23 protein-coding genes are annotated in these 23,234 nt (G+C 45.5%); 15 read left to right on the top strand and 8 right to left on the bottom strand.

Annotated features, from left to right (window positions below):
* Positions 1–23: 23 nt before the first annotated feature.
* Both ABEW73_RS05840 and ABEW73_RS05845 read left to right on the top strand, forming a co-directional pair.
* Positions 24–443, top strand: coding sequence for a DUF1259 domain-containing protein (locus ABEW73_RS05840; protein WP_215162800.1), 420 nt, complete (start codon positions 24–26; stop codon positions 441–443).
* Between the two features lie 54 nt (positions 444–497).
* The gene (locus tag ABEW73_RS05845; RefSeq protein WP_430162395.1) at positions 498–920 is read left to right on the top strand and encodes a DUF1259 domain-containing protein; all 423 of its coding nucleotides are present in this window, start codon (positions 498–500) and stop codon (positions 918–920) included.
* Positions 921–1,102: 182 nt separating this feature from the next.
* On the opposite strand, the gene ABEW73_RS05850 is transcribed toward ABEW73_RS05845, so the two are convergent.
* Positions 1,103–1,279 (bottom strand): hypothetical protein, encoded by a 177-nt coding sequence (locus ABEW73_RS05850; RefSeq protein ID WP_430162397.1) that lies wholly within the window; start codon positions 1,277–1,279, stop codon positions 1,103–1,105.
* A gap of 640 nt (positions 1,280–1,919) precedes the next feature.
* On the opposite strand from ABEW73_RS05850, the gene ABEW73_RS05855 reads away from it, so the two are divergent.
* On the top strand, positions 1,920–4,691 hold the full coding sequence (locus ABEW73_RS05855) for a glycoside hydrolase family 3 C-terminal domain-containing protein (RefSeq protein ID WP_430163026.1): 2,772 nt from the start codon (positions 1,920–1,922) through the stop codon (positions 4,689–4,691).
* A 184-nt stretch (positions 4,692–4,875) separates the two neighbouring features.
* Entirely contained in the window at positions 4,876–5,106 is a 231-nt protein-coding gene (locus ABEW73_RS05860) for a hypothetical protein (RefSeq protein ID WP_430162399.1), read from the top strand.
* A gap of 229 nt (positions 5,107–5,335) precedes the next feature.
* On the opposite strand, the gene ABEW73_RS05865 is transcribed toward ABEW73_RS05860, so the two are convergent.
* From ABEW73_RS05865 to ABEW73_RS05895, 7 genes are all read right to left on the bottom strand, one after another.
* Complete coding sequence (locus tag ABEW73_RS05865) at positions 5,336–5,725, bottom strand: carboxymuconolactone decarboxylase family protein (RefSeq protein ID WP_430162401.1); 390 nt, start codon at positions 5,723–5,725, stop codon at positions 5,336–5,338.
* Complete coding sequence (locus ABEW73_RS05870; protein ID WP_430162403.1) at positions 5,722–5,955, bottom strand: YgaP family membrane protein; 234 nt, start codon at positions 5,953–5,955, stop codon at positions 5,722–5,724. Before ABEW73_RS05870 ends, ABEW73_RS05865 begins: the two co-directional genes overlap by 4 nt.
* Positions 5,956–6,004: 49 nt before the next feature.
* Entirely contained in the window at positions 6,005–6,679 is a 675-nt protein-coding gene (locus ABEW73_RS05875) for a Crp/Fnr family transcriptional regulator (RefSeq protein ID WP_430162405.1), read from the bottom strand.
* Positions 6,680–6,930: 251 nt separating this feature from the next.
* Positions 6,931–7,854, bottom strand: a complete 924-nt coding sequence (locus ABEW73_RS05880; RefSeq protein ID WP_430162407.1) for an aldolase — start codon at positions 7,852–7,854, stop codon at positions 6,931–6,933.
* A gap of 101 nt (positions 7,855–7,955) precedes the next feature.
* Positions 7,956–8,081: a paeninodin family lasso peptide gene (locus ABEW73_RS05885; RefSeq protein WP_114149298.1), complete on the bottom strand. Its 126-nt coding sequence runs from the start codon at positions 8,079–8,081 to the stop codon at positions 7,956–7,958.
* A 16-nt stretch (positions 8,082–8,097) separates the two neighbouring features.
* A complete protein-coding gene (locus tag ABEW73_RS05890) occupies positions 8,098–10,047 on the bottom strand; it encodes an asparagine synthase-related protein (protein WP_430162410.1) in 1,950 nt (649 codons plus the stop codon).
* An 84-nt stretch (positions 10,048–10,131) separates the two neighbouring features.
* Positions 10,132–10,602: a VanZ family protein gene (locus ABEW73_RS05895; protein ID WP_430162412.1), complete on the bottom strand. Its 471-nt coding sequence runs from the start codon at positions 10,600–10,602 to the stop codon at positions 10,132–10,134.
* A 244-nt stretch (positions 10,603–10,846) separates the two neighbouring features.
* On the opposite strand from ABEW73_RS05895, the gene ABEW73_RS05900 reads away from it, so the two are divergent.
* The 11 genes from ABEW73_RS05900 to ABEW73_RS05950 all read left to right on the top strand — a co-directional run bounded on the left by ABEW73_RS05900 (position 10,847) and on the right by ABEW73_RS05950 (position 23,218).
* Positions 10,847–12,814, top strand: coding sequence for a glycosyl hydrolase family 28-related protein (locus ABEW73_RS05900; protein ID WP_430162414.1), 1,968 nt, complete (start codon positions 10,847–10,849; stop codon positions 12,812–12,814).
* Between the two features lie 357 nt (positions 12,815–13,171).
* Positions 13,172–13,924 carry a YveK family protein gene (locus ABEW73_RS05905; RefSeq protein WP_215162813.1) on the top strand — a complete coding sequence of 251 codons (753 nt, stop codon included), beginning with the start codon at positions 13,172–13,174 and terminating at the stop codon, positions 13,922–13,924.
* Positions 13,905–14,546, top strand: coding sequence for a CpsD/CapB family tyrosine-protein kinase (locus ABEW73_RS05910; RefSeq protein WP_215162814.1), 642 nt, complete (start codon positions 13,905–13,907; stop codon positions 14,544–14,546). Before ABEW73_RS05905 ends, ABEW73_RS05910 begins: the two co-directional genes overlap by 20 nt.
* A 295-nt stretch (positions 14,547–14,841) precedes the next feature.
* Entirely contained in the window at positions 14,842–15,738 is an 897-nt protein-coding gene (gene galU / locus ABEW73_RS05915) for a UTP--glucose-1-phosphate uridylyltransferase GalU (RefSeq protein WP_430163029.1), read from the top strand.
* A 7-nt stretch (positions 15,739–15,745) separates the two neighbouring features.
* Positions 15,746–16,444, top strand: a complete 699-nt coding sequence (locus ABEW73_RS05920) for a sugar transferase (protein WP_430162417.1) — start codon at positions 15,746–15,748, stop codon at positions 16,442–16,444.
* A 20-nt stretch (positions 16,445–16,464) separates the two neighbouring features.
* Positions 16,465–17,394: a glycosyltransferase family 2 protein gene (locus tag ABEW73_RS05925; RefSeq protein WP_430162419.1), complete on the top strand. Its 930-nt coding sequence runs from the start codon at positions 16,465–16,467 to the stop codon at positions 17,392–17,394.
* The gene (locus tag ABEW73_RS05930; RefSeq protein WP_430162421.1) at positions 17,373–18,797 is read left to right on the top strand and encodes an O-antigen ligase family protein; all 1,425 of its coding nucleotides are present in this window, start codon (positions 17,373–17,375) and stop codon (positions 18,795–18,797) included. Before ABEW73_RS05925 ends, ABEW73_RS05930 begins: the two co-directional genes overlap by 22 nt.
* 1 nt (position 18,798) lies before the next feature.
* Entirely contained in the window at positions 18,799–19,584 is a 786-nt protein-coding gene (locus ABEW73_RS05935; protein ID WP_430162423.1) for an SGNH/GDSL hydrolase family protein, read from the top strand.
* The gene (locus ABEW73_RS05940) at positions 19,581–20,732 is read left to right on the top strand and encodes a glycosyltransferase family 4 protein (protein WP_430162425.1); all 1,152 of its coding nucleotides are present in this window, start codon (positions 19,581–19,583) and stop codon (positions 20,730–20,732) included. Before ABEW73_RS05935 ends, ABEW73_RS05940 begins: the two co-directional genes overlap by 4 nt.
* 32 nt (positions 20,733–20,764) lie before the next feature.
* A complete protein-coding gene (locus ABEW73_RS05945) occupies positions 20,765–22,090 on the top strand; it encodes a lipopolysaccharide biosynthesis protein (protein ID WP_430163032.1) in 1,326 nt (441 codons plus the stop codon).
* 30 nt (positions 22,091–22,120) lie between these two features.
* Positions 22,121–23,218 carry a glycosyltransferase family 4 protein gene (locus tag ABEW73_RS05950; protein ID WP_430162427.1) on the top strand — a complete coding sequence of 366 codons (1,098 nt, stop codon included), beginning with the start codon at positions 22,121–22,123 and terminating at the stop codon, positions 23,216–23,218.
* Positions 23,219–23,234: the final 16 nt, after the last annotated feature.

The raw sequence follows: 23,234 nt of genomic DNA on the forward strand, positions 1-23,234 counted from the left end.
ATACGATTAAAGGAGGATTTATCATGGCTGAACAAGTTAGAGTGAGCCCGCAATTCAAAAGGCTCTGTACCCAATTTGCAAGAATTCTGGGAGGCCAATCGGAAATCGAGGAGGGTCCGGTTTGTTTTGTCACGCGTATGACGAACTTAAGGGAATCCATCTTGGGAAGAAGAACGCGCTCCCCTTTGGTTCAGATGCAAATGTTTTCCTTTGAATCGCTTGATAAATCGGGCCGCGCGCTTTGTTTGGGTGAAACTGCAGTACACCAAAATCAGGTGAATCGATTGATGTCGAATCTCCGCAAACGCGGGATAAAAGTAACAGCGGTTCATAATCACTGGCTAAAAGAACAACCTCGCTTAATGTATATGCATTGGGAATCTATTGACAACCCTGTTGCGTTTGCAAGAAAAACAAAAGAATCCATTGCATTCTTGGGTTAATGCAGCCTGGATTATAAAGTTGATTCATATCATTTAATGAGAGGATGATTTTGTATGGCGGCACAAGTGGCAGTAAGTCCTCGCTTTAAAAGACTATGTAACCAGTTCTCAGCCATTTTAGGTGGAACGGAGCATGAAATTACAAAAGGCCCGGTTTGTTTTGTCTCCAGAAATCGGAGAATAAGAGCATCTATTTTAGGAAGAAAGACGACTTCGCCTTTGATCCGTTATCAATTATTCTCGTTTGAATCCCTGGACAGTTCCGGTCGCGCACTTTGTTTAGGGGAAACCGCTCTCTTACAAAGTCAAGTCAATCAATTGCTGACCAATCTTCGCAAAAATGGGATTAAAGTGACGGCGGTTCACAATCACTGGCTGTTTGAGAACCCGCGTTTGATGTATATTCACTGGGAGTCGATCGACAACCCCATTGCGTTTGCTAGAAAGACAAAAGAATCCATTGCTTTCTTGGGTTAATGTGTGAGCAAGAAGCAAGGCTTTCCATATAGACAATTGAGTTGGTAAATATCTGGGGTAATGGTGGATATTATTCAATGGGTACCATTAGAAAGCGACCGTGATCGGTCGCTTTTCTACGTTTTCACACTGAAAGGAAGATGGACAACGCGTGTAATGGAGTTCAGACGTTGCTAACGATCCTAATGATAGTTCTTGGATTCATTTTCTTTGTATTTGTCATCGCTGTCATGCAGCGCTTGTTTCCGGCGATCGTTGCGGGCCTGCTGCTGTTGCTGGGCCTCCTGGCTGTTCACGGGTGTCTCTGCCAGCTGTTCCACCGTGTTGATTAGGTTCTTGTCCGGTTGGTTTGAGCTCAATTGAAAAATCCTCCTTGTATACTGGTATGGGTTGTAAATTCTATTATGTGCTGGCCGTTGTGTGGATATACGTGTCGTAGATCTACAAAGGGCGTTTGATGGCCGATTCGTGAATGTATGGATCAAGATTATGTTATTGAGCACATAGAGCAGCGATTTCATTTGCACGGTATGATGACATCCTTCAAATAGTATTTGAGAGGATTGTAACCAACCTCCGAAAGGAGGTGATGCGATGAACATTTCGTTTGGTGAAGTGCTTACCTTCGGGTTATTCCTGTTGGTCTTGCTAACTTACATCGACAAACGAAAGTAACCCACTCTTAGGTTGTCGCCGAAGTGGGTTACTTTCTGATCACACATGATCTTGGAGGGGATTCCACTCAAGATGTTGTACTGAGGACGGTTGGCACACCGTCCTTATTTCTATTCTTATCTTATCATACCCGTTTTTAGTCCTCAACGATTGTGTTTATTCAAGACTTTTTTACATATTCCTATACGGAATTTGTTACTATGATAGTACAGGGATGCCTTATACCGAATACTGGAATCAGCGGGGCATTTACATATCTTTCTTCATATCCATTGGATACATGGAGAACAACCAACAGGAGGGAATATATTGAGTACACAGAGAATGGGAGCTCCTTTGGAAGGCTTTGCGGAATTCAGCCGAAAAGTCGCTGCCGAAGGTGCCGTACTGTTAAAGAATGAAGGACTGGTTCTTCCCCTTCAAGCAAACGAAACCGTTTCCGTTTTCGGCAGAACTCAGATTAATTATTACCGCAGTGGTACAGGTTCGGGCGGAAGCGTTCATGTTTCCCATACAACGAATCTGCTCGGCGGTCTTCGGAATAAGAAGAACATTACGGTCAACGAACAATTGGCGGCTGCCTATGAACAGTGGATCGAACAAAACCCTTTCGATAATGGCGGAGGCGGCTGGGCGGCTGAACCGTGGCATCAGAAGGAAATGCTTTTGACAGATGAGCTGGTGTCCGCAGCAAGACAGGCATCCGATAAGGCGATTGTTGTCATTGGGCGAACAGCCGGTGAAGACCAGGATAATGCCAATGAACCTGGCAGTTACCAGTTAACGTCCGAAGAAAAAGCAATGCTGCAGCAGGTGACAACGTACTTCGAGGACACGATTGTAGTGCTGAATGTATCCAACATCATCGATATGAGCTGGATGCGCGATGACCGTTATGTACATCCGATTTCTTCTGTCATTTATGCATGGCATGGCGGCATGGAAGGCGGCAACGCGATTGCGGACGTACTGGTCGGCGAGGTGACGCCAAGCGGCAAATTAACCGATACGATTGCTTATTCGATCGAGGATTATCCATCGACCCGTAATTACGGCAACGAGCTAAAGAATGTTTATCAAGAAGATATTTATGTCGGCTACCGTTTTTTCGAAACGTTTCGACCGGATGCCGTCCAGTATGAATTCGGCTTCGGGTTGTCGTATACGCCGTTTGAAATCGAGCCGCAAGAAGCCAGGTTGATGGTTAGAGGGGGAGCCCAATACGTTGAAATCGACGTAAACGTAAAAAATATCGGGACCACCTATACAGGTAAGGAAGTTGTGCAAGTTTATTACGAAGCGCCGCAAGGCGTGCTGGGCAAGCCTGCCAAAGTGTTGGCCGCATTCGGTAAGACACGAGAGCTTGGAACCGGCGATTCGCAGTCGCTCACGATCAGCTTCCCGGTTCACGCCATGGCTTCCTATGATGACGCCGGTGTGACAGGACAGGCTTCCGCTTATGTTTTGGAGTCCGGAACCTACCGTTTGTATGTTGGAACCAGCGTGAAGAATGTGAAGCCTATCGGTTTGGATGGCCAAGAAGGCTATGTTGTCGAAACGCTGCAAGTTGTGGAGCAGCTGCAGGAAGCAGTGGCACCAACGGAAAGCTTCACCCGAATGAAGCCGGGCCTTCGTAAGGAAGACGGCTCATACGAACTGACATATGCAGAAGTGCCACAGCGCAAGATGAACATGGAGGAACGCATTCACCAAAACCTGCCGCTTACCTTGGAGCAAACGGGCAATCGAGGTTATACCTTAAGGGATGTTTATGAAGGAAAGGTCAGCATGGAAGCATTTATCGCTCAACTAAGCGATCAAGATCTGGCGGTCATCGTCAGAGGAGAAGGCATGAGCAGTCCGCTGGTTACGGCGGGAACGGCCTCGGCTTTTGGCGGTGTGAGCGACAGCTTGCTCGACTACGGGATTCCCGTGGCTTGTACGGCGGATGGGCCGTCCGGGATTCGGATGGACAGCGGACAGCAAGCAACGCAGGTGGCTATTGGAACTCTGCTTGCGGCGACCTGGAACACCGAGCTGGTCGAAGAGCTTTATGTTATGGAAGGCCGAGAGTTACTCAGCTACAACATTGATACTTTACTTGGACCGGGTCTGAACATTCGGCGCAGCCCGCTGAATGGACGCAATTTTGAATATTTTTCGGAAGATCCGCTGATCTCGGGAGTATTTGCTGCGGCATGCACGCGCGGGATTATGAAGGGCGGCTCCAATGCCACCCTGAAGCATTTTGCCTGCAACAACCAAGAGAAGCATCGCAGTAAAGTCGACGCTGTTGTATCCGAACGCGCCCTTCGTGAAATTTATCTGAAAGGCTTTGAAATCGCGGTGAAGCAGGGCGGGGCCAACTCCATCATGACCTCGTATAACCCGATCAATGGACACTGGGCGGCTTCCAATTATGATTTGAATACCACTATTCTACGGGGAGAGTGGGGATTCCAGGGTATCGTGATGACCGACTGGTGGGCCATTATGAACGACGTGGTCAACGGAGGCCCAGCCGATCGCAAAAACACGAACTGGATGGTCCGCGCCCAAAATGATCTGTACATGGTGGTTATGAACTACGGTGCGGAAATCAATGCATGGGAAGATAATACCTTGGCATCTTTGGAAAATGGTACGCTGACTCGTGGAGAGCTGCAGCGCAGCGCCATGAACATTTGCCGGTTCCTGATGCATGCGCCGGTATTTTCAAGAAAACAGGGGATCGAGGAAGCCGTTGGTACTTTTAAATCCGCTCCTTCACTCGCGCCGGAACAGGCACAAACTTTATCGGAGAGCACGCAAGTAAAGCCGGCTGCAGCGGGGTCGACTTATGTGAAGGTCGAAGAATCCGGTGAGTACCGGATCATTGTGCGCATTATGTCTCCGGAATCCGAGCTAGCCCAAAGCGCGTGCAACGTAACGCTGAACGACCAACCGGTGACCACGATTCAAACGAATGGTACCGACGGCAGATGGATTAGGCAGAAGCTTGTCAAAGTGGAGCTGGAAGCAGGTTATTATGAGATGAAGCTGGATTTCGTCAAGCCGGGCTTGCAGATCGACTGGATTGAATTTAAACGGGTTTAAATCCAGAAACACAGGGGTGATCAGATAGATCTAAGATCTTTCGGACGCCCCTTTTTCATCCATAACAATATAAATATACCAATTGTACGCCGCTGATATCCCATATATGTGACGAATGTCATCGAAAATATATTTGAAATTTGAATAATAAGGATGATGCAAGAACTTAAAGAGATGAAAGGGTGTGAGACGTTTGGCAGCAGCCATCCGTGAATGTGTGGAACAGGACTATGTAATTGAGCATGTGATTCAACGATTTCATTGTACGGTATTATGGTGTGAAGGGCGTGCATGCCTGGAATATAACGGCGAGGAAGAGCTAGCGCGAATATCGGATTATGTAAAACAAACGTTTGACAAAGAGCTGCTGGACATATTTTTCACAGCCATTGAAAGCCTTCCGCTGGATGCTTAAAGTGTGATTATCTCATGCACTCCCTTAGCTGTCTTCGGACAGGGGAGCGACTCCCCTCGTTTCCATACCCTAAACACGCTCAAAGAGCGGCTTCTTTTATATGAACATTTAAATGAGACAGATTATAAGATTTCCAATAGAGTAAAAGACACTGACCTGTGGGCAGTGTCTTCTTCATGTTTCTGAAGCAGCAGCATACCATGAATATGTCCAGCCGTCAGGAACAGCGCTAACAAAAACACTCTGGTTGATCCGGAGGTTCATTTTGCTCCGCGTCGTCTTGGGAAGTTGTGGTGGTGTCGTATGCAACTAATGCATGGGTCGCGTGACTAAGGATGGCACCTGCGCGAGTAGTCGTTGCTACGAATACAGCTTCAAGAATTTCTTCTCGTGTACCGCCTAATTGTTTGAATTTCTTCACATGAACGTCGATGCAATAAGGGCAACCTGTAACATGGGCAATGGCCACGGCAATCAGTTCTTTAGTTTTTAACGGGATGTGATTGAGTGTATGGTAGACGTCCTTTTCAAAGGCAAGAAAAGAGGCGGAAGCCTCGGGGGCAAGCTGCATGAGTTCGGGAATTCTCTTTAAATTGGATGAGTTGTAATAATGGGTCATAGCGGTCTCTCACCTGTCCCTCTCTTAATCTGGCAGGAATTGATCCCGAATATACGGTTGATGAAGCAGATTCGAGTCAAGGTATTAAACAATAAGACAAGTCCGATCAGACCGACATACCTCCAGTTACTATCTAGATAAAAAAGAACAAACAGGAGAGGGAAGCTCAGAATAAAACGGAATAACCGGTCGATACCACCGACATTTTTCATATCATACCTCCGCATCATTGGAGTAACTCCATCTTAGCGGGATATCGATTCCTTTTCCGTGACTAAGTCACGATAAGTATTGCTGGATGATCTCTTCCAGAGCCAATCGGTCGGTGAGACGGATATTCCCTCTGGATAGCGACAGGATTCCTTGGTTTTGAAAGTCCTTCAGCATGCGGCTAATGACTTCACGGGCTGTTCCTAGCTCTACGGCTAACTGCTCATGCGTGATCTTCAATGCTGTTAGATCGTCATTCGTATTTGTATATAAAAAATGGGCAAGTCGATAGTTCATCGGTTTAAATGCAATGTCCTCGAGAAGGTTCGTGACAGCCGTTATTCTCTGCATAAATTGCTGATAGATAAATTGTCTAAGAGGTTTGTAATGATCCATCCATTCTTTAAATACGCCTACCGGAATAAGCAAAACCTCGCTTTCAACTTCAATTGAAGCCGTGGCTTCATATTCGCAATCTCCCAGAATACTTGCCATCATGAGCACGCAGCTTTGCCCGCCTTGGACTCGATATAAGGTGATTTCTCTTCCTTGCTCACTAATCCTATGAATTCGGACGCTTCCCTTCACCATGAACATCGCATGCTGCAGCATATGGCCTTCTTGAATCCTATGCGGAGTAGAGGGGCCTACGGAGACGAGCTCAGCGTGATGCCAATCATGATGTGAAACCGTGGAGAGACAAGGGAGAATATCGGTTATTCGTTTAATTTCAGAGGGATTCATAAGGGGCTCCTTTTTACAATTCAATTCAGCGCGTAAACTTGGAAGTGTTAATTCTCATTATAGGCCTAATTAGTATTAGGTGGTAATTGGGCGTAAGCAGGAACAGTGAAAAAAGGGTTTGACGGAGACAAAGACTTTAGCTTGTCGAGGCTGAGCTGGAATCGTGAAAACATCCCCAAACCTGTCGTTTGGGGATGTTTAATAGAGGGGGCATATGTAATTGCGGCGATAAACGACCCATGAAGTTCATTTCATTCGCGAATGGCATCTAAGACCAGGGCCGTTAGCTGATGCACGGTATGTTCGTTTAATGGACGCTGAATCTGGTACATAGCCATACTGCCGGATATGCGCGCTGTGATGTCAAAATGCCACTTCGTTAATCCGCTGCCGGATAGAAGTTGGTTTCGATAGGTATGACGATGCAACAGCGGCAGCTTTTCTAATTTATCAACCGCACGTATATGCAGTTGACGGCAATCCGTTTTAACGAGCTCAAAGATACCAGCCAGCGGCAGGGGCTTATTGGAGAATTGGGATGAGACGGGGATGGCGTATTTGGTTTCACGGTCGAACAAAGGCCGGAAATGACGGGAGTCCATTCCAAAAACTTCAAGGCTTTCCTGCCAAAGCTTTTGTTGAGGGTAAGCTGGCGTTACATAAGGAGTATTTTGCTGATCCAGCGTCACAGCGATGACGTCATCCGTTACCAATTGGTAGCCTTTCTGCAGAAAGGCTGAGGCCAGCGTCGACTTCCCGTGTCCGGAGTGGCCGATGAAAGCATAAGCTTTGTCGTCAATGACTACCGCGCTGCCGTGCAGGGGGAGTATTTTATGCTGCAGTAAAAGGGCACCCATGCAAGATCCAAGCACGTACAGCCGGATTTTATCCTCTGCGGCGCCCTTCTCAGGGGAGACAGAAATGGTCGTCCCGCCCTCTATTGCAAAAACAGCGAGTTCAGGTACTCTGAACATGACCATATCTTCGGTGCATATGAATGTTTTATTTGACGTATCAGGTCTTCCAAGCCATCTTTCGGTCAGATCAGCATAACGGATGACAATATCGGCGAAAGCATCCGGGAGGACGACGGGCTGTAACTCAGGCAGGGGAATGTCGCTGTAGATGGAAAACCCGAAGGCCTTATAAGCGGTTGGCTTTAACGTTTGAAGCATGGTCCTCACTCCAATGATTAATATGCGAATAAAAAAGATAGCCCATATACCCAATCAGGCGTATAGGGGCTCTTTTTATCAGAACATGATGACTTTATATGTTAGCTGGTGTGAACCATTTCATCCGGATCCGGTTGCACTGCATCCGGAATCGCACTACCAGGACCAGCCATGGTCATTTTGATGTCAAGAACCTCCAAAGCAGGTACGCTCCATTCCTTTTTCATATAGATTCACCTCCTTTCAGAAATTTTTTTGTAGGAATCGATACAAAATTACGCTGCGCATAAGCAGTTTAATGGAGGGATTGTAGGCTTGATTCGGGCTGATCCCTTGGCGGGCTTCTGCTAAGGCATCGTGTATGACAGGCATGTTGATGATCTGCTGCATTCGGGAATCGTGGTACACACGGTCCAGTTCTGCTAAAAACACAGGCCAGTCACTTCGCATTCGGTGGATTGAATCTGCTGCTTGAATCCCTCTTGTTCGATGGTTGAGACGGATGGAATCAGGGAGCCAGCCTTTCGTAGAACGACGAATTAAAGCACGGTCCATCCCTTTCTGAACGAATTGTTCCATGGGAGTTGATAAACAGAAACGGATAACCCTTAGATCATTCGAGGGATCATGGCTCCATAAAGAGTAACGAAGAGAAAGTTTACAATTACTTGTACCGGTTGCGCTCCACATGTTGACTCTTTCGAAATGCACTCTTCTCGCTTCCAAGGGGTCGTCAGGCAGATCGTCTGTCGAGCCGATTCCCGTAAACGTAAGGTCATGGAGTTTCTCATCAATACCCACTCGTTTGGCGTAGTCGGAATTGATTAATTGTGGGAAATCGCCGGAAGCGATTGAAGAGCTTCGCTGTTTCAATACCGGGATAGCTTTACGACCGACAATGGAATATAGCCGTCTGCGACCCACTCCGACGTTCCTGCTATATCGTTTAATTTCCTGCGTTAGCTGAAGCCACTTGAGGTTCTTCAGAAGTTTGGTGAAATATTCGATCGCAGGTCCCCAAGAGATGCTGTAATTTCCTCTGGCTCCATTAAGCAGAATCCCGATATCTCGTTGTTCTGCATGCTCGAAAATGCCCCTAAGCCAAAACGAATTATCAAAAAACTTATATGGAGACTCCAGGATGTCAAGCCAATCATCGATTTCCGTGAAAGCACTTCTTCCGGAGAAGTCCAAATATTGTGCGTTAATGTTCCCCACGAATTGTACTGTTTGCTTAATGAGAGGTCTCTCGTCTGCAAGTCTGTGCTTCGGCGTCCAATCCACAAATCCGGTTTCTGGCACGTAACTGAAGGTATGTAGCGAGCGGTTTTCATGCTCTAACGCTCTGGCCGCAAAACTAACCACCGAACCTGAATCCAATCCTCCGCTAAGGTGAGCTCCGACATTTCGATTCGTTCGCCGAAGCCGTGCGGTTACGGCTTTGTTGAATACTTCCCGGAAAGCCTCTTCATACTCTTCTGATGATGCTAATTGCAAAGGAATGACATCCGAGAGGCTATGGTATCGGGTAACCGATACGTTATCATTCTTAATGATGATTTTATGAGATGGCGGTAGCTGAAGGATATTGTTGTAAATCGTAGTGGATACGTCTGGTGGTTCAAAAACGCCATGGATCGCCAGAAACTCAGCCAACCATGTTTCATTGATCTCTTTATGTATGAAAGGTAATGAAAATAAAGGATTGATGGCCGTACAGAAGCAGATCTGCTGCTCATTATGATGGTAATAGAGCGTCCTTGCGCCTGAGAAGTCCCTAGCTCCGAAAAGGAGCTGCTTTCTCTCGTCCCAAATGATGAAAGCAAAGTCCCCGACCAACCGTTCCGGCATTCGTTCGGACCATTTCTCATAAGCGAGGAGCAGAACTTCACTGTCTGTCATATGTTGCCTCGAGTGATGCGGAACTTGCAATTGATCCATTAATTCATCGCGATTGTCGATAATGGCGTCAGCCGTTATGGCAAGCCCCCGGTTCGAATCGTAGTAAGGTAAACATTCCTGGACGGATTGCTCCATAATCCACTGTGCATGACAACCCAACATGATGTGATTCATGTTCCATAACCTGCTTTGGTTGGCCGGATATTGCCTCAAAGCCTCCATGATAAGTCCGCCGTGTTCCGACTGGACCGCTTCCCCATTAAAACGATAAATACCGGCAATAGCACTCATTTGAATTTCCTCCAATTGGACCAGAACAATCACTACTTGATACCTATTGTATCGTAGTCATTATATAACATGATACAATACGTATCAATGTTTTTTTTCTTCGTGTTTTGGATGATTGGAATGGGTTGAAATAACAAGATTAACGTTTCGTTTCTGCCTGGAGCTTTTACGGAACAGGATGAGACAGCAAAAATAAGCCAGGAGAACACCGAGGGCGTCGTTAATCACATCATAGATCCGGCCACCCCGGAAGAAGAAGAGCTGGAGGATTTCCGTTAAGGCGGCGTAGATGATACACAAATAAAAAGCCGACTTATATTTACCGAAATTCGAAGCGAGCAGAGTAAGAATAAAGAAACCGATGAAATGACCTATTTTCCGCAAAATCCAGTCGTGGCTAGCCCATTGGAAATCAAGCTTTAACAATTCCGACCAATCGGGATTGGGATTAAGCTGGAAATCAATAATATGATATTGGATCAGCAGATTGAAGTTAACGGAGCAAGTGAAGATAAACAGGGCAAGAGCCCAGATTACTACGAGAACGATGCGCATAGGAGAGCCTCTTTTCATAAAAGCGCTTCAATATTGGGTACTATTCTTATAAATTGTAGGAACAGGAAGGACATTTGATACATAATGTATCTAACTAAGGTTGTATATTATAGCAGCTGTAGATTTATTTCAAGATTAATAACGGCCCGCTTTGATAAAGGGGTAAGGTTACTGTCTTAAGTGGCATCATTGCTAAGCGTTTAGGGAATAGTTATTGCCACTAGTTAGCAAGGAGGAGATCAGTATGGCGAAACAGCAAACGAATTATATAAAGATGAATGCATGGTCACCTACAGATCCGATACTTCCTGAAGAGCTAAGTTCCAATTTTATTATGTTGGATGAGGAAATGAAGAGTCATGGAATCAACGTTAAGTGGTTTGGAGCAGTCGGAGACGGGGAAGCTGATGATACCGCGGCTTTTCAGGCAGCAATGAGTGTGTGCGAAAAGCGGTATAAGATGTTTGTCCCGGCTGGTACCTATCGAATTAGGCAAACCATAGAGAATAACAGTCGAGGGATATTCGGCATCGCTCCTTATGTGGATAGTGGGGAAATGGGAACTAGAATCATTTGGGATCCGATAGACATGTCAACAGATCTGCTTCCTTGCATTAGAATACGCAGTTCCGGCGACAAGGCCGTTTTTGAGGATTTTGCGGTTACCGGTACTGCCGATTACAACTCCAGAAACCTTGCGGCCTGGGTGAATAAAGATCGATTTGACCAAAGCAGCTATAGCATGTTTGCTGTGGGAACCGCTGCAATAGAAGTGGCAGGTAAAGCAACACCTATTTTCAGAAATGTCAGAACCTCGGGTGTAAAAGTCGGTCAGCTGCTTAACAGCGCAAATGGCCATGTTTATTCGTACGATTGCACCTGGAACGGATTAATAGGTGTGTACTGTCGAATTAATTCCGGAGATTATTTTTATCAAGGTGGAGGAGTATCTGGTGCGTTCTGTGGAATCATGCTTGGCACCTTGTTAAATGCAGGTCATCGCGGTGGTTTTGATGCCCACTTGCACCGGACGCATCTTGGTTTCTCTCCTTATGCCATCTATCAATGCATTGACAGCGGACTTGATGAGTACAATCAGGCCTCCTCGGTCCGAGGATTAAGCGGGATCTACATCAGCGCTCAGTTTGAACAATGTGGAGAAGCCGCTATCAAATTGCTGACGAAATCCGCAACCTCTAATTTGCGGATGTTTGGCTTTGGGTTCTCCTGGTCGGTGCCGACGTATTCCGGAAACTTGGGAAACTGGGAGTTTCCGTTACCGGATGAACTGAAAGTGCCCGGCGAGAAGCAGCAGTATGCGGCTTGGTTCGGGACGATTACGGCTCCTGTCACATTCAATGATGATCTTGGAGCATTAAGAAAATCCTCTGCTCCCGGAGCTATCGGCTCGGCGTATATCGATACATTGACGGGTGACAAGGAGTCTGATCTGTGTGGTTTGGTCATCACGGATACGGTTATCCGAAGGAAAGTAACTCCTCTTTATAAAACAGTTGACTTACGAGCACGTATGGAAGAAAGAGAGCATCGAGCGCTTATGCCGGTTTCAGCGCCGAATTTGCTTTTGAATCCGGAAATGCTCTCTAATTGGACGGTGTCAAACGGCGGCTCTCTCAGTCTTGTCACGGTAGATCAGATACCGGTTCCTATTTCGAATGAGATGAAACAGGTGATTGGTAACCAGCCTGTCATTTTGAAGGTAACGCCTGATGGAGTGCATTCTCCAAGCGTAAGAATTAAATTCAATGCTTCGGTCTTACCCTACCAGGGGGACGCGAACAGAAACCTTGCAATGCAATATTTCATATTGGAAACGGAATATGAAAGTGGTTCCCAATATAAGTCGATCGGACGCATTTCAGCTCAGAACGCAGAGTATATTTTTAACGATGCCGTGACATGGAGGACGAAGAGTTGGAAACATCATCGGGGGAGGGAAATGGCAAGTAAAACAGGATTGCTGCATGATTTCAGCATAGGGTTTATTCCGAAATCGGGCGAGACTTATATTGCAGGAGTTATGGTAAATTGGGATCATATCGGTTCCTATTCTCCGTATCCTCATAGCTATATAACCGATTCACTTGAAATCGCTGGATCCGGAAAAGGCATCATTTTAACAGATTCCGTAACTAATGGCAGGTACCGTCTCTCGATTGCCAATGGCAGTTTGCAAATTACGCAAGCATGATGTCAGGCCCTACTTCATAGCAATGCCCCCAGGGAACAGCTCGTTGATAGCCTTATCAACGAGCTGTTTTTATTGGAGGAGATGACAGCTGCCTTCAAGGTTGAAACCATGGAATCTTAATAAATAGTAAGCGCTAACAATGAAATGTTCGTCTTTTTGTCGATACAATATGTGTCTTTGTTCCTGAAAACACATGAAAATTAACCTTGACATGATACAAAGTGTATCGTAAATTATGGAATATAAATTGTATACGAATTGTTGCAATCAAGCTTGAAGACAAGGATGTCATCTTACCCGAAAGGATTCCAATACAAGCAATAAATAAATTCAGAATTAACAGGGGGCAGCGACGGCATGGAACTTAAACAGTATTTTCGAATTGTTCAGAAGAAATGGTGGTTAATCGCGGTTATTGTCATTATCGCAATGGCAGTTGCAGGTGTTAAAAGTTTCTATTTTACGACACCCATCTATGCAGCAAACGCTAAGCTTATTGTTAACCAATCGTCAGGAGATGGAGCAGCTACCCTGAATGCAAGTACCATCCAGACCAGTATATTCCTAATTAATTCTTATAAGGAGATTATCAAGTCGTCCGCCGTTATGAACAAGGTGGTTGAGAAGTATCCGGAATTGGGAGAGAGTCCTGCCCAGTTGGCAGCGAAGATTTCCGTTACCTCCGCCAACAATTCGCAAGTCATGAACCTGGTATATCAGGATACTTCCTATACCAAGGCAGCGAAGGTTGTTAATGGTGTCTCAACCGTGTTCAAGGAGCAAATTCCGAACATCATGAATGTGGATAATATCACGATATTAAGCGAGGCAGATGTAACTGTTACCCCCGCCCCGATCAATTTCAACCCATTCATGAACATGCTGATCAGTTTTGTCGTTTCGCTCATACTGGCGATCGGATTTGTATTTCTTTTGGATTATCTTGACGATACGCTCGAGACAGAAGCTGAAATTGTGGAGATTATGAATGTTCCGGTACTTGCAGTGGTAGGTAAGGTTAGCAAAGGTGACCTGCGGAAATCCGCGAGAGTGAAAGCCGCTCAAAAACAAAAGGTAGGTGAGAATCAATATGCGACGCTCAATCAATGACATAAGTCTTGTTGTGTCCCATAACCCGAAATCGCAGGTTTCGGAAGTATATCGCCTCCTTCGAACGAAAATCCCGTTTTTCTCCAAAGATCAGGAATTAAAGACGGTTATGGTTACATCATCCCAGCCCGGAGAAGGTAAAACCACAACAATAAGCAATTTGGCTGTTACCTACGCGCAGGAAGGCAAGAAGGTGCTCTTGATTGATGCGGATATGCGTAAACCCTCATTACACCGTGTTTTCTCTCAATTGAATCATCAAGGTTTGAGTACACTACTGACGGGTCACGTTAGTATTCAGGATGCCATACAGGAGACAACGATTGATCATTTATCTCTTCTCCCTTCGGGCCCAGTTCCTGCTAATCCATCAGAATTAATTGATTCTTCGGGTATGCGGGAGTTATTGAGTCAATTGAAGGATCAATATGATGTCATTCTCGTGGATACGCCCTCCGTGCTTTCGGTGTCCGACAGCGTGATTGTAGGTTCATTGTGTGATGGTGTCATTATGGTAGCTGCTGCTGGAAAGGTGAAAAAAGACCATCTCAAAAAGGCGAAGGAACAACTGGATCATGTAAACGCCCGGATGCTCGGTATTGTTCTAAATCGGGTCATCTAGGCTTTGAATAATGGGCTGCTCGCTCCAACATAGAAAGGCTGTCAAACCAGAATCAGAAGGTAATGTCTACTGCACCTATATCACTGTAGACACTCGGTCACGCTGTGGGTCTCCCAGGAGACCTTAGACATCATTGTCGAGGGTGTGACGTGAGGACGGGTTGAATGCCCTTATTAGAAGTATTAGTTATGTCCTTTTCAAACCGAAGAGGGCATAGCTAAGTCCTTCTGCTAAAAAGTCACTGTTTCAGGGATTGGTAACCATATTATAAATAGAGTTGGAGAGTGAATGAATGATGAAGAAAGTGAAAAAAGCAATTATCCCTGCAGCAGGGTTGGGTACGCGGTTCTTGCCTGCAACGAAGGCAATGCCGAAAGAAATGCTCCCGATTGTGGATAAGCCCACCATTCAGTACATTGTCGAGGAAGCGGTAGCATCAGGGATCGAGGACATTATCATTGTGACGGGCAAAGGCAAACGGGCCATTGAAGACCATTTTGACCATGCCTTCGAGCTTGAGCATAATTTGTTCAGTAAGGGTAAATTCGATTTACTTGACGAAGTACGTCGATCCTCTAATGTTGATATTCACTACATACGCCAGAAAGAAGCTCGCGGACTTGGGCATGCCGTATGGTGCGCCCGCAATTTCATTGGCAATGAGCCGTTCGCCGTGCTACTTGGGGATGATATTGTGCAATCCCAAACACCTTGCATTCAACAGTTGGCACAGCAGTTTGAACAGATGCAGAAATCCGTAATTGGGGTGCAAATCGTTCCTCACGAACAGACGCATCGTTACGGTATCGTCGCACCTCTGGAGAGAATGGACCGATTATATCAAGTGGATTATTTTGTCGAGAAACCACCAACTGGCCAAGCGCCATCTCGTCTGGCAATTATGGGAAGATACATATTAACTCCTGAAATTTTTGGGTTTCTAGAGAATCAAGAGGAAGGAGCCGGTGGAGAAATTCAGCTGACAGATGCGATACAAAGACTGAACGAGACCCAGGGCGTATATGCTTACGATTTTGAAGGGACGCGGTATGATGTGGGTGAAAAGCTTGGTTTTATAATGACTACCCTTGACTTTGCGCTGCAAAATGATGAGCTTCGCAAACCGCTGCTTCAAGGTATGGAGACGATTCTTGAGAGAGCACTTGAGCAAAATAAACCACTAATGAGGTGAACGAAAGATGTACCCCAGTCCGCAACGGAACGAAGCAGACGCTGTTTTAGAAGGGTCTTCGAAATATGCACAATATGCTGTGGAAGATCAAAAATCCAAAATTCTGTATCTGACGGTTAAGAGAGGGATGGACTTTGTTTTCGCGCTTTTTGGACTTGTTTTGCTATCGCCACTCTTTCTAATCATATCTATACTTATAAAGCTCGAGGACCCAAAGGGGTCTGTTTTTTTTTATCAAACTCGTGTCGGAAAAAACGAAAGGCCGTTTCGAATGTACAAGTTTCGCTCCATGGTGTCCAACGCAGAGGAATTGCTTGATAAACTGCTTGAACGGAATGAAATTAATGGTGCCATGTTTAAGATGAGGGAAGATCCCCGGATTACAAAAATTGGGAAGTTTATTCGCAAGACGAGTATCGACGAGTTGCCGCAGCTATGGAATGTCGTTCGCGGGGAGATGTCACTGGTAGGTCCAAGGCCAGCATTGCCTAGAGAAGTAATGCAGTACAGCAGCTACGATAAGCTGCGATTGAAGGTAAGCCCCGGTTGTACGGGCTTGTGGCAGGTAAGTGGACGAAATAACTTAAGTTTTCATGAAATGCTGGCTTTGGATTTGGAATATATCGAACGCCGAGGAATTTGGCTGGATGTGAAGGTCATGTTCCGAACAGTAAAAGTTATGATATTTCCGAATTCGGCCTATTAAAATGATGGAGTGTCTTGAGAATGAACATAACGATTAGCATCATCATTCCGACTTATAAACGGGTAGAAGCTCTTCATAAATGCCTGGAAGGAATTCAGCGGCAGACGAGGTACCCTGACGAAATCATTCTTATTATAAGAAATACGGATCATCAGACATTGCATCATCTTTCCTTGATGAATATTAAGAACGTCAAAATGGTGCTCATTGAACAAACCGGTGTGATTGCTGCATTGAATGCCGGAACTCGGCAAAGCACTGGCACGATAGTGGTATTAACTGATGACGACACGGTTCCCCATGCCGATTGGCTTGAAAAGCTGGAACATCATTATCTGTCGAAACCTGATATAGGAGGTGTTGGGGGTAGGGACGTCGTGCATTTCCGGGGTACCCCTATTCCGGCCGGGAAAAGACAGGTAGGCATTATCAAACCTTACGGGCGAATCATCGGAAATCATCACATAGGCATAGGAGAGGTACGGGAAGTTGATATTCTGAAAGGCGCCAATATGAGTTTTCGAAGAGAGGCTATTCAAGGCTTGAGGTTTGACGAGAAATTGAAGGGAACAGGTGCTCAAGTCCATAACGAGCTAGAGTTTAGCTTGGCTGTTAAGAAGAAGGGCTGGAAATTGATATATGATCCTCAAGTATGTGTTGATCATTTTCCGGCTGAACGATTTGATGAGGATCAGCGGAACAACTTTAATGAAACCGCCTTTATAAATGCGGTACATAATGAAACTTATTCGGTGTTAAAGCATGTGGGCATGATCAACCGGGCGCTATATTTATTTTGGGTGGTTACTGTAGGGAGCAAAGCTACACCTGGTGTCTTCCAATGCATACGACTATTACCCCTTCAAAAAAACATGGCGTTGAAAAAAGTAAGGTTGGCCTTTAAAGGCAGATGGGATGGTTGGAGAACATGGAGAGAATCTTTGGAATAAGTGGTACGCGAACCGCTATGGGACGATTGCTTTATCGCCTCTTAGTGCTGGCGTGTGTCATTGTTCTTGGAGCCATGGTTGGAATTGTTGGCTCAATCGGATCGCTCCATATAAGGCTCCTAGAATTTACGCTGCTTTTTCTTAGTGTGATGATGGCGCTGCACATTTACTTTAAACGCCCCCATGCATTGGTGCCATACTCGCTCTTGATGTGGGTTATGAGCCCGGAAATGAGGCGATTGCTCGATTGGTCATTTCAGTCCTACACCAACACCTCCATTATCTCGCTAATTCCCTATTGCATAAGCCTAGTTATGTTAATCCCGATTATCAAGAATATCAAGCAATTGGAAAGAAGAATTGGGCTACTCCTGAAAATCATGGGTGTTGCCCTGATTTATGGATTTGGCGTTGGATTCCTAAAATATGGATTTTCATCCGTTTTTGATTTATTGAATTATGTTGTTCCATTCTTGGTTCTGGCTTACGTCAATGTATGCCGCTTCGATCAGGATGTCCGAGATAAATGGCTTAGAAGCTTGGGGTATCTTGCCGTTATCGTTGCCGCATATGGGATTTATCAATACTTGGCTCTTCCTCCCTGGGATAAATTTTGGATGATCAGCTCGGAGATGAAATCAATAGGCCTTCCAGAACCTCAAAAATTTCGCGTGTTTTCATTGTTGAATTCACCTGGGCCAGCGGGTGTGTTTCTCTCTCTGGCGCTTGCCGTCATGACGGTTCAAAAGAGATGGAGAGCGTTCGGAGTAGTTGGAATCTTGATCGTAGCTTTCGCTCTCCTCCTGACGCTGGTTCGTGTAGGTTGGATTGCTTATGCAGTTATGGTTGTTGCCTACTTTATTCGTTCCCATCTAAAGAGCAAAATGCAACTGCTTATGCTGGGGATCGTCATTGTGCTCGCTTACCAGTTTTTACTGCCTGTTCTGCCGGGTTCAAGTCAAGTGACTTCCCGGATTGATACATTTGGTTCCCTGGAAGATGATCACTCATTTAATGAGCGGCTCCTTTTTTCCACCCATATATTCTCGGCAGTTATGGCTAATCCCGTTGGAATGGGGCTCGGGAGCTCGGGACTTGGAGCGAAATTAACCCAAAATTCAGACACGCTGGTGGCGTTTGATAACGGGTACTTGAACATATTTTATACTTTTGGGTTGCCATTGGGGTTAGCGGTGGTTATTTTATTGGTTTATCTCTTTGTGTATCTCTATAAGTCGAGCAGGACCGAAAAGGTCTATTCCCCGCTTTCCTTTGCAGCCATCAGCGCAGTTCTATTTCTATTAATGGCAAGCAATATTTTGAGTGGATTTAGCGGATTTATTTTGTTGCTGATCATTTCGCTTGCCTATGTGCCAACGTCCTCAAATCGGGAGGGAATATGAAATGTTAATCGTATTTTTAGGCGATTCCATTACACAGGGACTCGGTGTCAGTAGGTCTGGGAAGACTTATGCAAACCTATTACAAAAGAAACTGCAGTCCTTGAGTTCACAACCGATAGAAATCATGAATTTTGGAGCTAGTGCCATGCAGGTTCACGAAACCAGAATGAAGTACGAAAATAAATTGTTGGAATTACAACCTGATATTATCGTGTTTGCCCATGGAATTACTGAATCTATCGTAAGAGAGCACAAACATTATCTCAGGTTCATGCCGAAGAGGTGGAGAAAGCCCGGATGGATGGATCCGAGACCATACTATTCGACACGGAGGTCCAGAAGATGGCTGGAAATGTTGGAGTCTGGATTAAGGTGGAGAGTAAAGGTTGCTCTTATTAAAGCTTTGGGCGGCAAGTCATGGATGCGTATAGACGATTTCAAACTCCACACAACGGGGTTTATTCTAAACATGCTTAATCGCAACAAACATACCAAAATCATATTTCTCGCTCCTGGAGATATTGAAGAGAAATACTTTCCGGGGTCTTCCGCTTCGATGCGGGAATATCGATTGGTATTAGAGGATATTTACGAAGACAACAGGTCGACGAAACGAGTTTTTATGTGTGACTCCTCGAGACAACTCCATCAATGGAGCGATTATTTCAAAGATCGCTTCCATCCGAACGAGAAAGGTCATGAAAAAATTGCCGAGGCACTCACGGAGACTATCGTCCAGTATTCGCTACTCGGATATAACCAAGTTTTGAGAGAGGTAAGCCGATGAAGATCTGTTTCGTTACACACAAGGTGAAGAAAGGAGACGGACAGGGAAGAGTCAATTATGAGGTCATTGCCGAAGCCGTGAAGGAAAGACATGACGTTATCATAATATCCTCAGAGTTATCAGAGGAGCTCAGGGCTCATCCGCAAATCACATGGGTAAAGATAGGAACAAGCTGGATTCCAAGTATGCTGCTCAAGTATCAGTGGTTTGCGTTGTACTCCGCGATCTGGATATGGACGCATCAGAGAGGAATAGATCTCATTGTGGTGAACGGTTTTATTACTTACGCCCGCTCTGACATTAACTGCATTCATTTTGTTCATAGTGCATGGATAAGGTCTGAGTATCATCCTTTCCGGGAGCAAAAAAATGCAAAAAGCTTGTACCAGTTCATTTATAACGGTCTAAATGCCTTATTGGAACGTCTTGCCTTACAGCAAACAAGGCAAATTGTAGCGGTATCGGAACAGGTCAAGGAGGAGTTGGTGCAGGATGCCCATATACAAGCACACCGTATCTCCGTGGTTTCAAACGGTGTTGACCTGAACGAGTTCTACCCGCGAACAGTGAATCGAGCCGATTTTAACTTGGCAGTTGAGCGAACCTACGCGCTGTTTGCTGGGGATTTGAAGTCCAAACGAAAAAATTTGGATACGGTGTTGGCAGCCCTGGCCAAGGTTGAGGATATCGAGCTCATCGTACTTGGTTACATCGAGAAAAGTCCATATCCCCAACTAGCACAAGAATTGGGAATTAGCGACCGTGTTCATTTCCTGGGATACCGGCAGGACGTAGCAGATATGATGTCCCTAGCAGATTTATTTATTTTTCCTTCGAGGTACGAGCCGTTTTCGCTCGTTATATTGGAGGCTATGGCCTCGGGATTGCCGGTAATCACAAGCAATCGCTGCGGAGCCGTTGAACTTCTGTCCAATCAATCTGCCGTCATCATCGAGGACCCTGACGATACCTCTGCATTAATACAGGCGCTAAGGGACCTAAGTTCTGACCGAGAGCGGCTGGAATTGATGGCACGGAGGGCAAGGGAGGATGCGCAAAGTAACTCCTGGGAGCTTATGTCCAGCAAATACATGCAGCTGTTTTATAAAACTTCGAATTTAAAATTCAAGACCGGTAACCAGGCCTGAAGGGATAAGAATGAATGGCTATCACTAATTTAATGAAGCAAAGAAGGAATTGGGGCAGTTTAGGAAACGTTGTCCAAATATTTGCGTCCAATGTATTTATCCTTGGATTAAACGTGTTAACAGGGATAATAATCGCACGTTTTTTAGGCCCAGAGGGACGAGGGGAACAAGCTGCCATGATTATGTGGCCCAGATTCTTAGCATACTCCTTAACGCTGGGGATTCCGGCAGCACTTGTGTATTACATGAAGAAAAAGGATGGGAATCAGGGTTCTCTTTACGTAACGGCGTTATACATGTGTGTGCTGCTAGGTTGTGCTGCTATGGGAATCGGTGCGGTCATCATTCCGTTCTGGATGAAAGGGTATTCCGACGAAGTGATTGAATTTGCAGTTTGGGCATTGGTCATGTCGCCCATTGCCATGATTGGAACGGTCAATACGGCGGCCTTGCAATCTAGGGAAGAGTACCATCTCTATAATTTCATGCGATACATTCCGGTACTTGGCACATTAATTTTGCTATGCGTTCTTGTTGTAACAGGGCATGTTACGCCCTTCTTCACATCGGTTGCGTACCTCTTTCCAGTCATTCCGATTGCCGTATGGACAACGTATAAATTGATCTCTCATTACAAGATGAGGCAGAAGAACAAGATTGAGTCGGGAAAGAAATTGCTTGGGTATGGGATTAGATCGTATGGGACGGATGTGGCAGGAACCTTTTCTGGATACATCGATCAGATCTTAGTTGTCGGTTTATTGTCTCCTAGCAGTTTGGGCTTATACGTCGTGTCCCTTAACCTAGCGAAGATGTTGAATACGATTCAGGGTGCCATTACTTCGGTCTTGTTCCCTAAGGCCTCGGGGCTTCAGCAGGAAGAGGCTCTGAGTTTGACTTTTAAGGTCACTCGAATCAGTACGGTCGTAACCTTTGTAGTAGGCGCTGTCGTTTACGTGGTCGCCCCTTATCTTCTGATTCTCTTGTACGGGAAATCGTTTTTGGAGGCTGTTACGGTTTTCCGAATTCTGATCTTTCAAACGGCCGTAACCAGCATATCGTGGATTCTTGCTCAAGGCTTTATGTCCATTGGTAAACCTGGATCGGTAACCATCATTCGTATCACTACGCTTGGAATGAATATTATATTAATGAATCTATTCATTCCGCTTTTAGGAATTCAAGGCGCGGCGATATCCTTACTTGCAACATCATTGATAGAAATGACGGTTATTTTTCTGATCTATACCTTAAAGCATAAAGTTACTTTTCAACATTGGATCATTTCGAAAAGCGATTTCCTTTGGCTGCTTGATCGTATACGTAAACAAAAAGCACGCAGCAGGGGATCTACGTGATAGCGGCAGATCATAAGGAGAGGTGATCATTTGAATATCTTGCATATTGCCAATCATATCAAACAATCGGGGAACGGAATTGTGAATGTTATGATCGACGTGGCATGCGAGCAGTCCAAGCTGGGGCATAAGGTAGCTGTGGCATCTGAGGGCGGCGAATATTTAGCTTTGTTGCGGCAACATAACATAGAGCATTATAACCTGGATCAAACGAGAAAGCCGATGCAAATGCTGCAGGCTTTTTTTCATTTTCAGAACATCGTCAGACGGTTCCAGCCGGATATTATTCACGCGCACATGATGACTGGGGCTTTGCTCTCACGGTATTCCAAAGGGTTCCGTAAATACAAGATCGTTACGCATGTTCATAATGAATTTCAGAAGAGCGCCGATTATATGAAAGTAGGTGATACGGTTATCGCAGTAAGTCAGGCGGTAGCCAAATCGATGGCCAATCGAGGGGTCAACGAAAGAAAACTTCGAGTTGTTCTAAACGGTACGATCGGAAGCAAGAGAAATCAACGAATGGAAGAGGTCTCGCTCAAGGGGCGTTCCATTGTTACGGTTGCTGGGTTGAATGAACGCAAAGGCATAGCCGATCTTATCGAAGCGTTTAATATTGTCTCCAGGCAATGTCCGGAATCGGAATTGTATATTGTGGGGGACGGACCGGAGAAAGAACGATTCAAGACAATGGCTACGCAATCATCGAGCCGGAACAGAATTCACTTTGAGGGGTTTCAGACAGACCCCAAAAAATACATGAGTTCGTCTGAGGTATTCGTCTTGGCCTCCCATAAAGATCCGTTTCCGTTAGTGTTACTCGAGGCTAGGGAATCGGGCTGCGCCATCATCGCAACTGATGTGGATGGTATACCTGAGGCGCTGGACTTCGGCAATTCGGGGATGCTGGTACCACCAAAAACTCCGGATAAGCTGGCAGAGGCTATCTTAGACATGTTGAACGACGAGGAACTCCGTGAAAAATATAAAAGATCTGCCAGGCAGGGGCTGGATTTTTATAAAGTGGAGCGTGTAGCGAAAGAGACGATAGAGATCTATGAGGATCTTCTGAGTGACAAATACCGAATGAGCAGTCGGAGAGAAGAAATGAATGGAATGGAATAAAATCGATTGAATAATT

This window comes from Paenibacillus lautus (assembly GCF_050482385.1).
Classification (GTDB): Bacteria; Bacillota; Bacilli; order Paenibacillales; family Paenibacillaceae; genus Paenibacillus_AQ; species Paenibacillus_AQ lautus_B.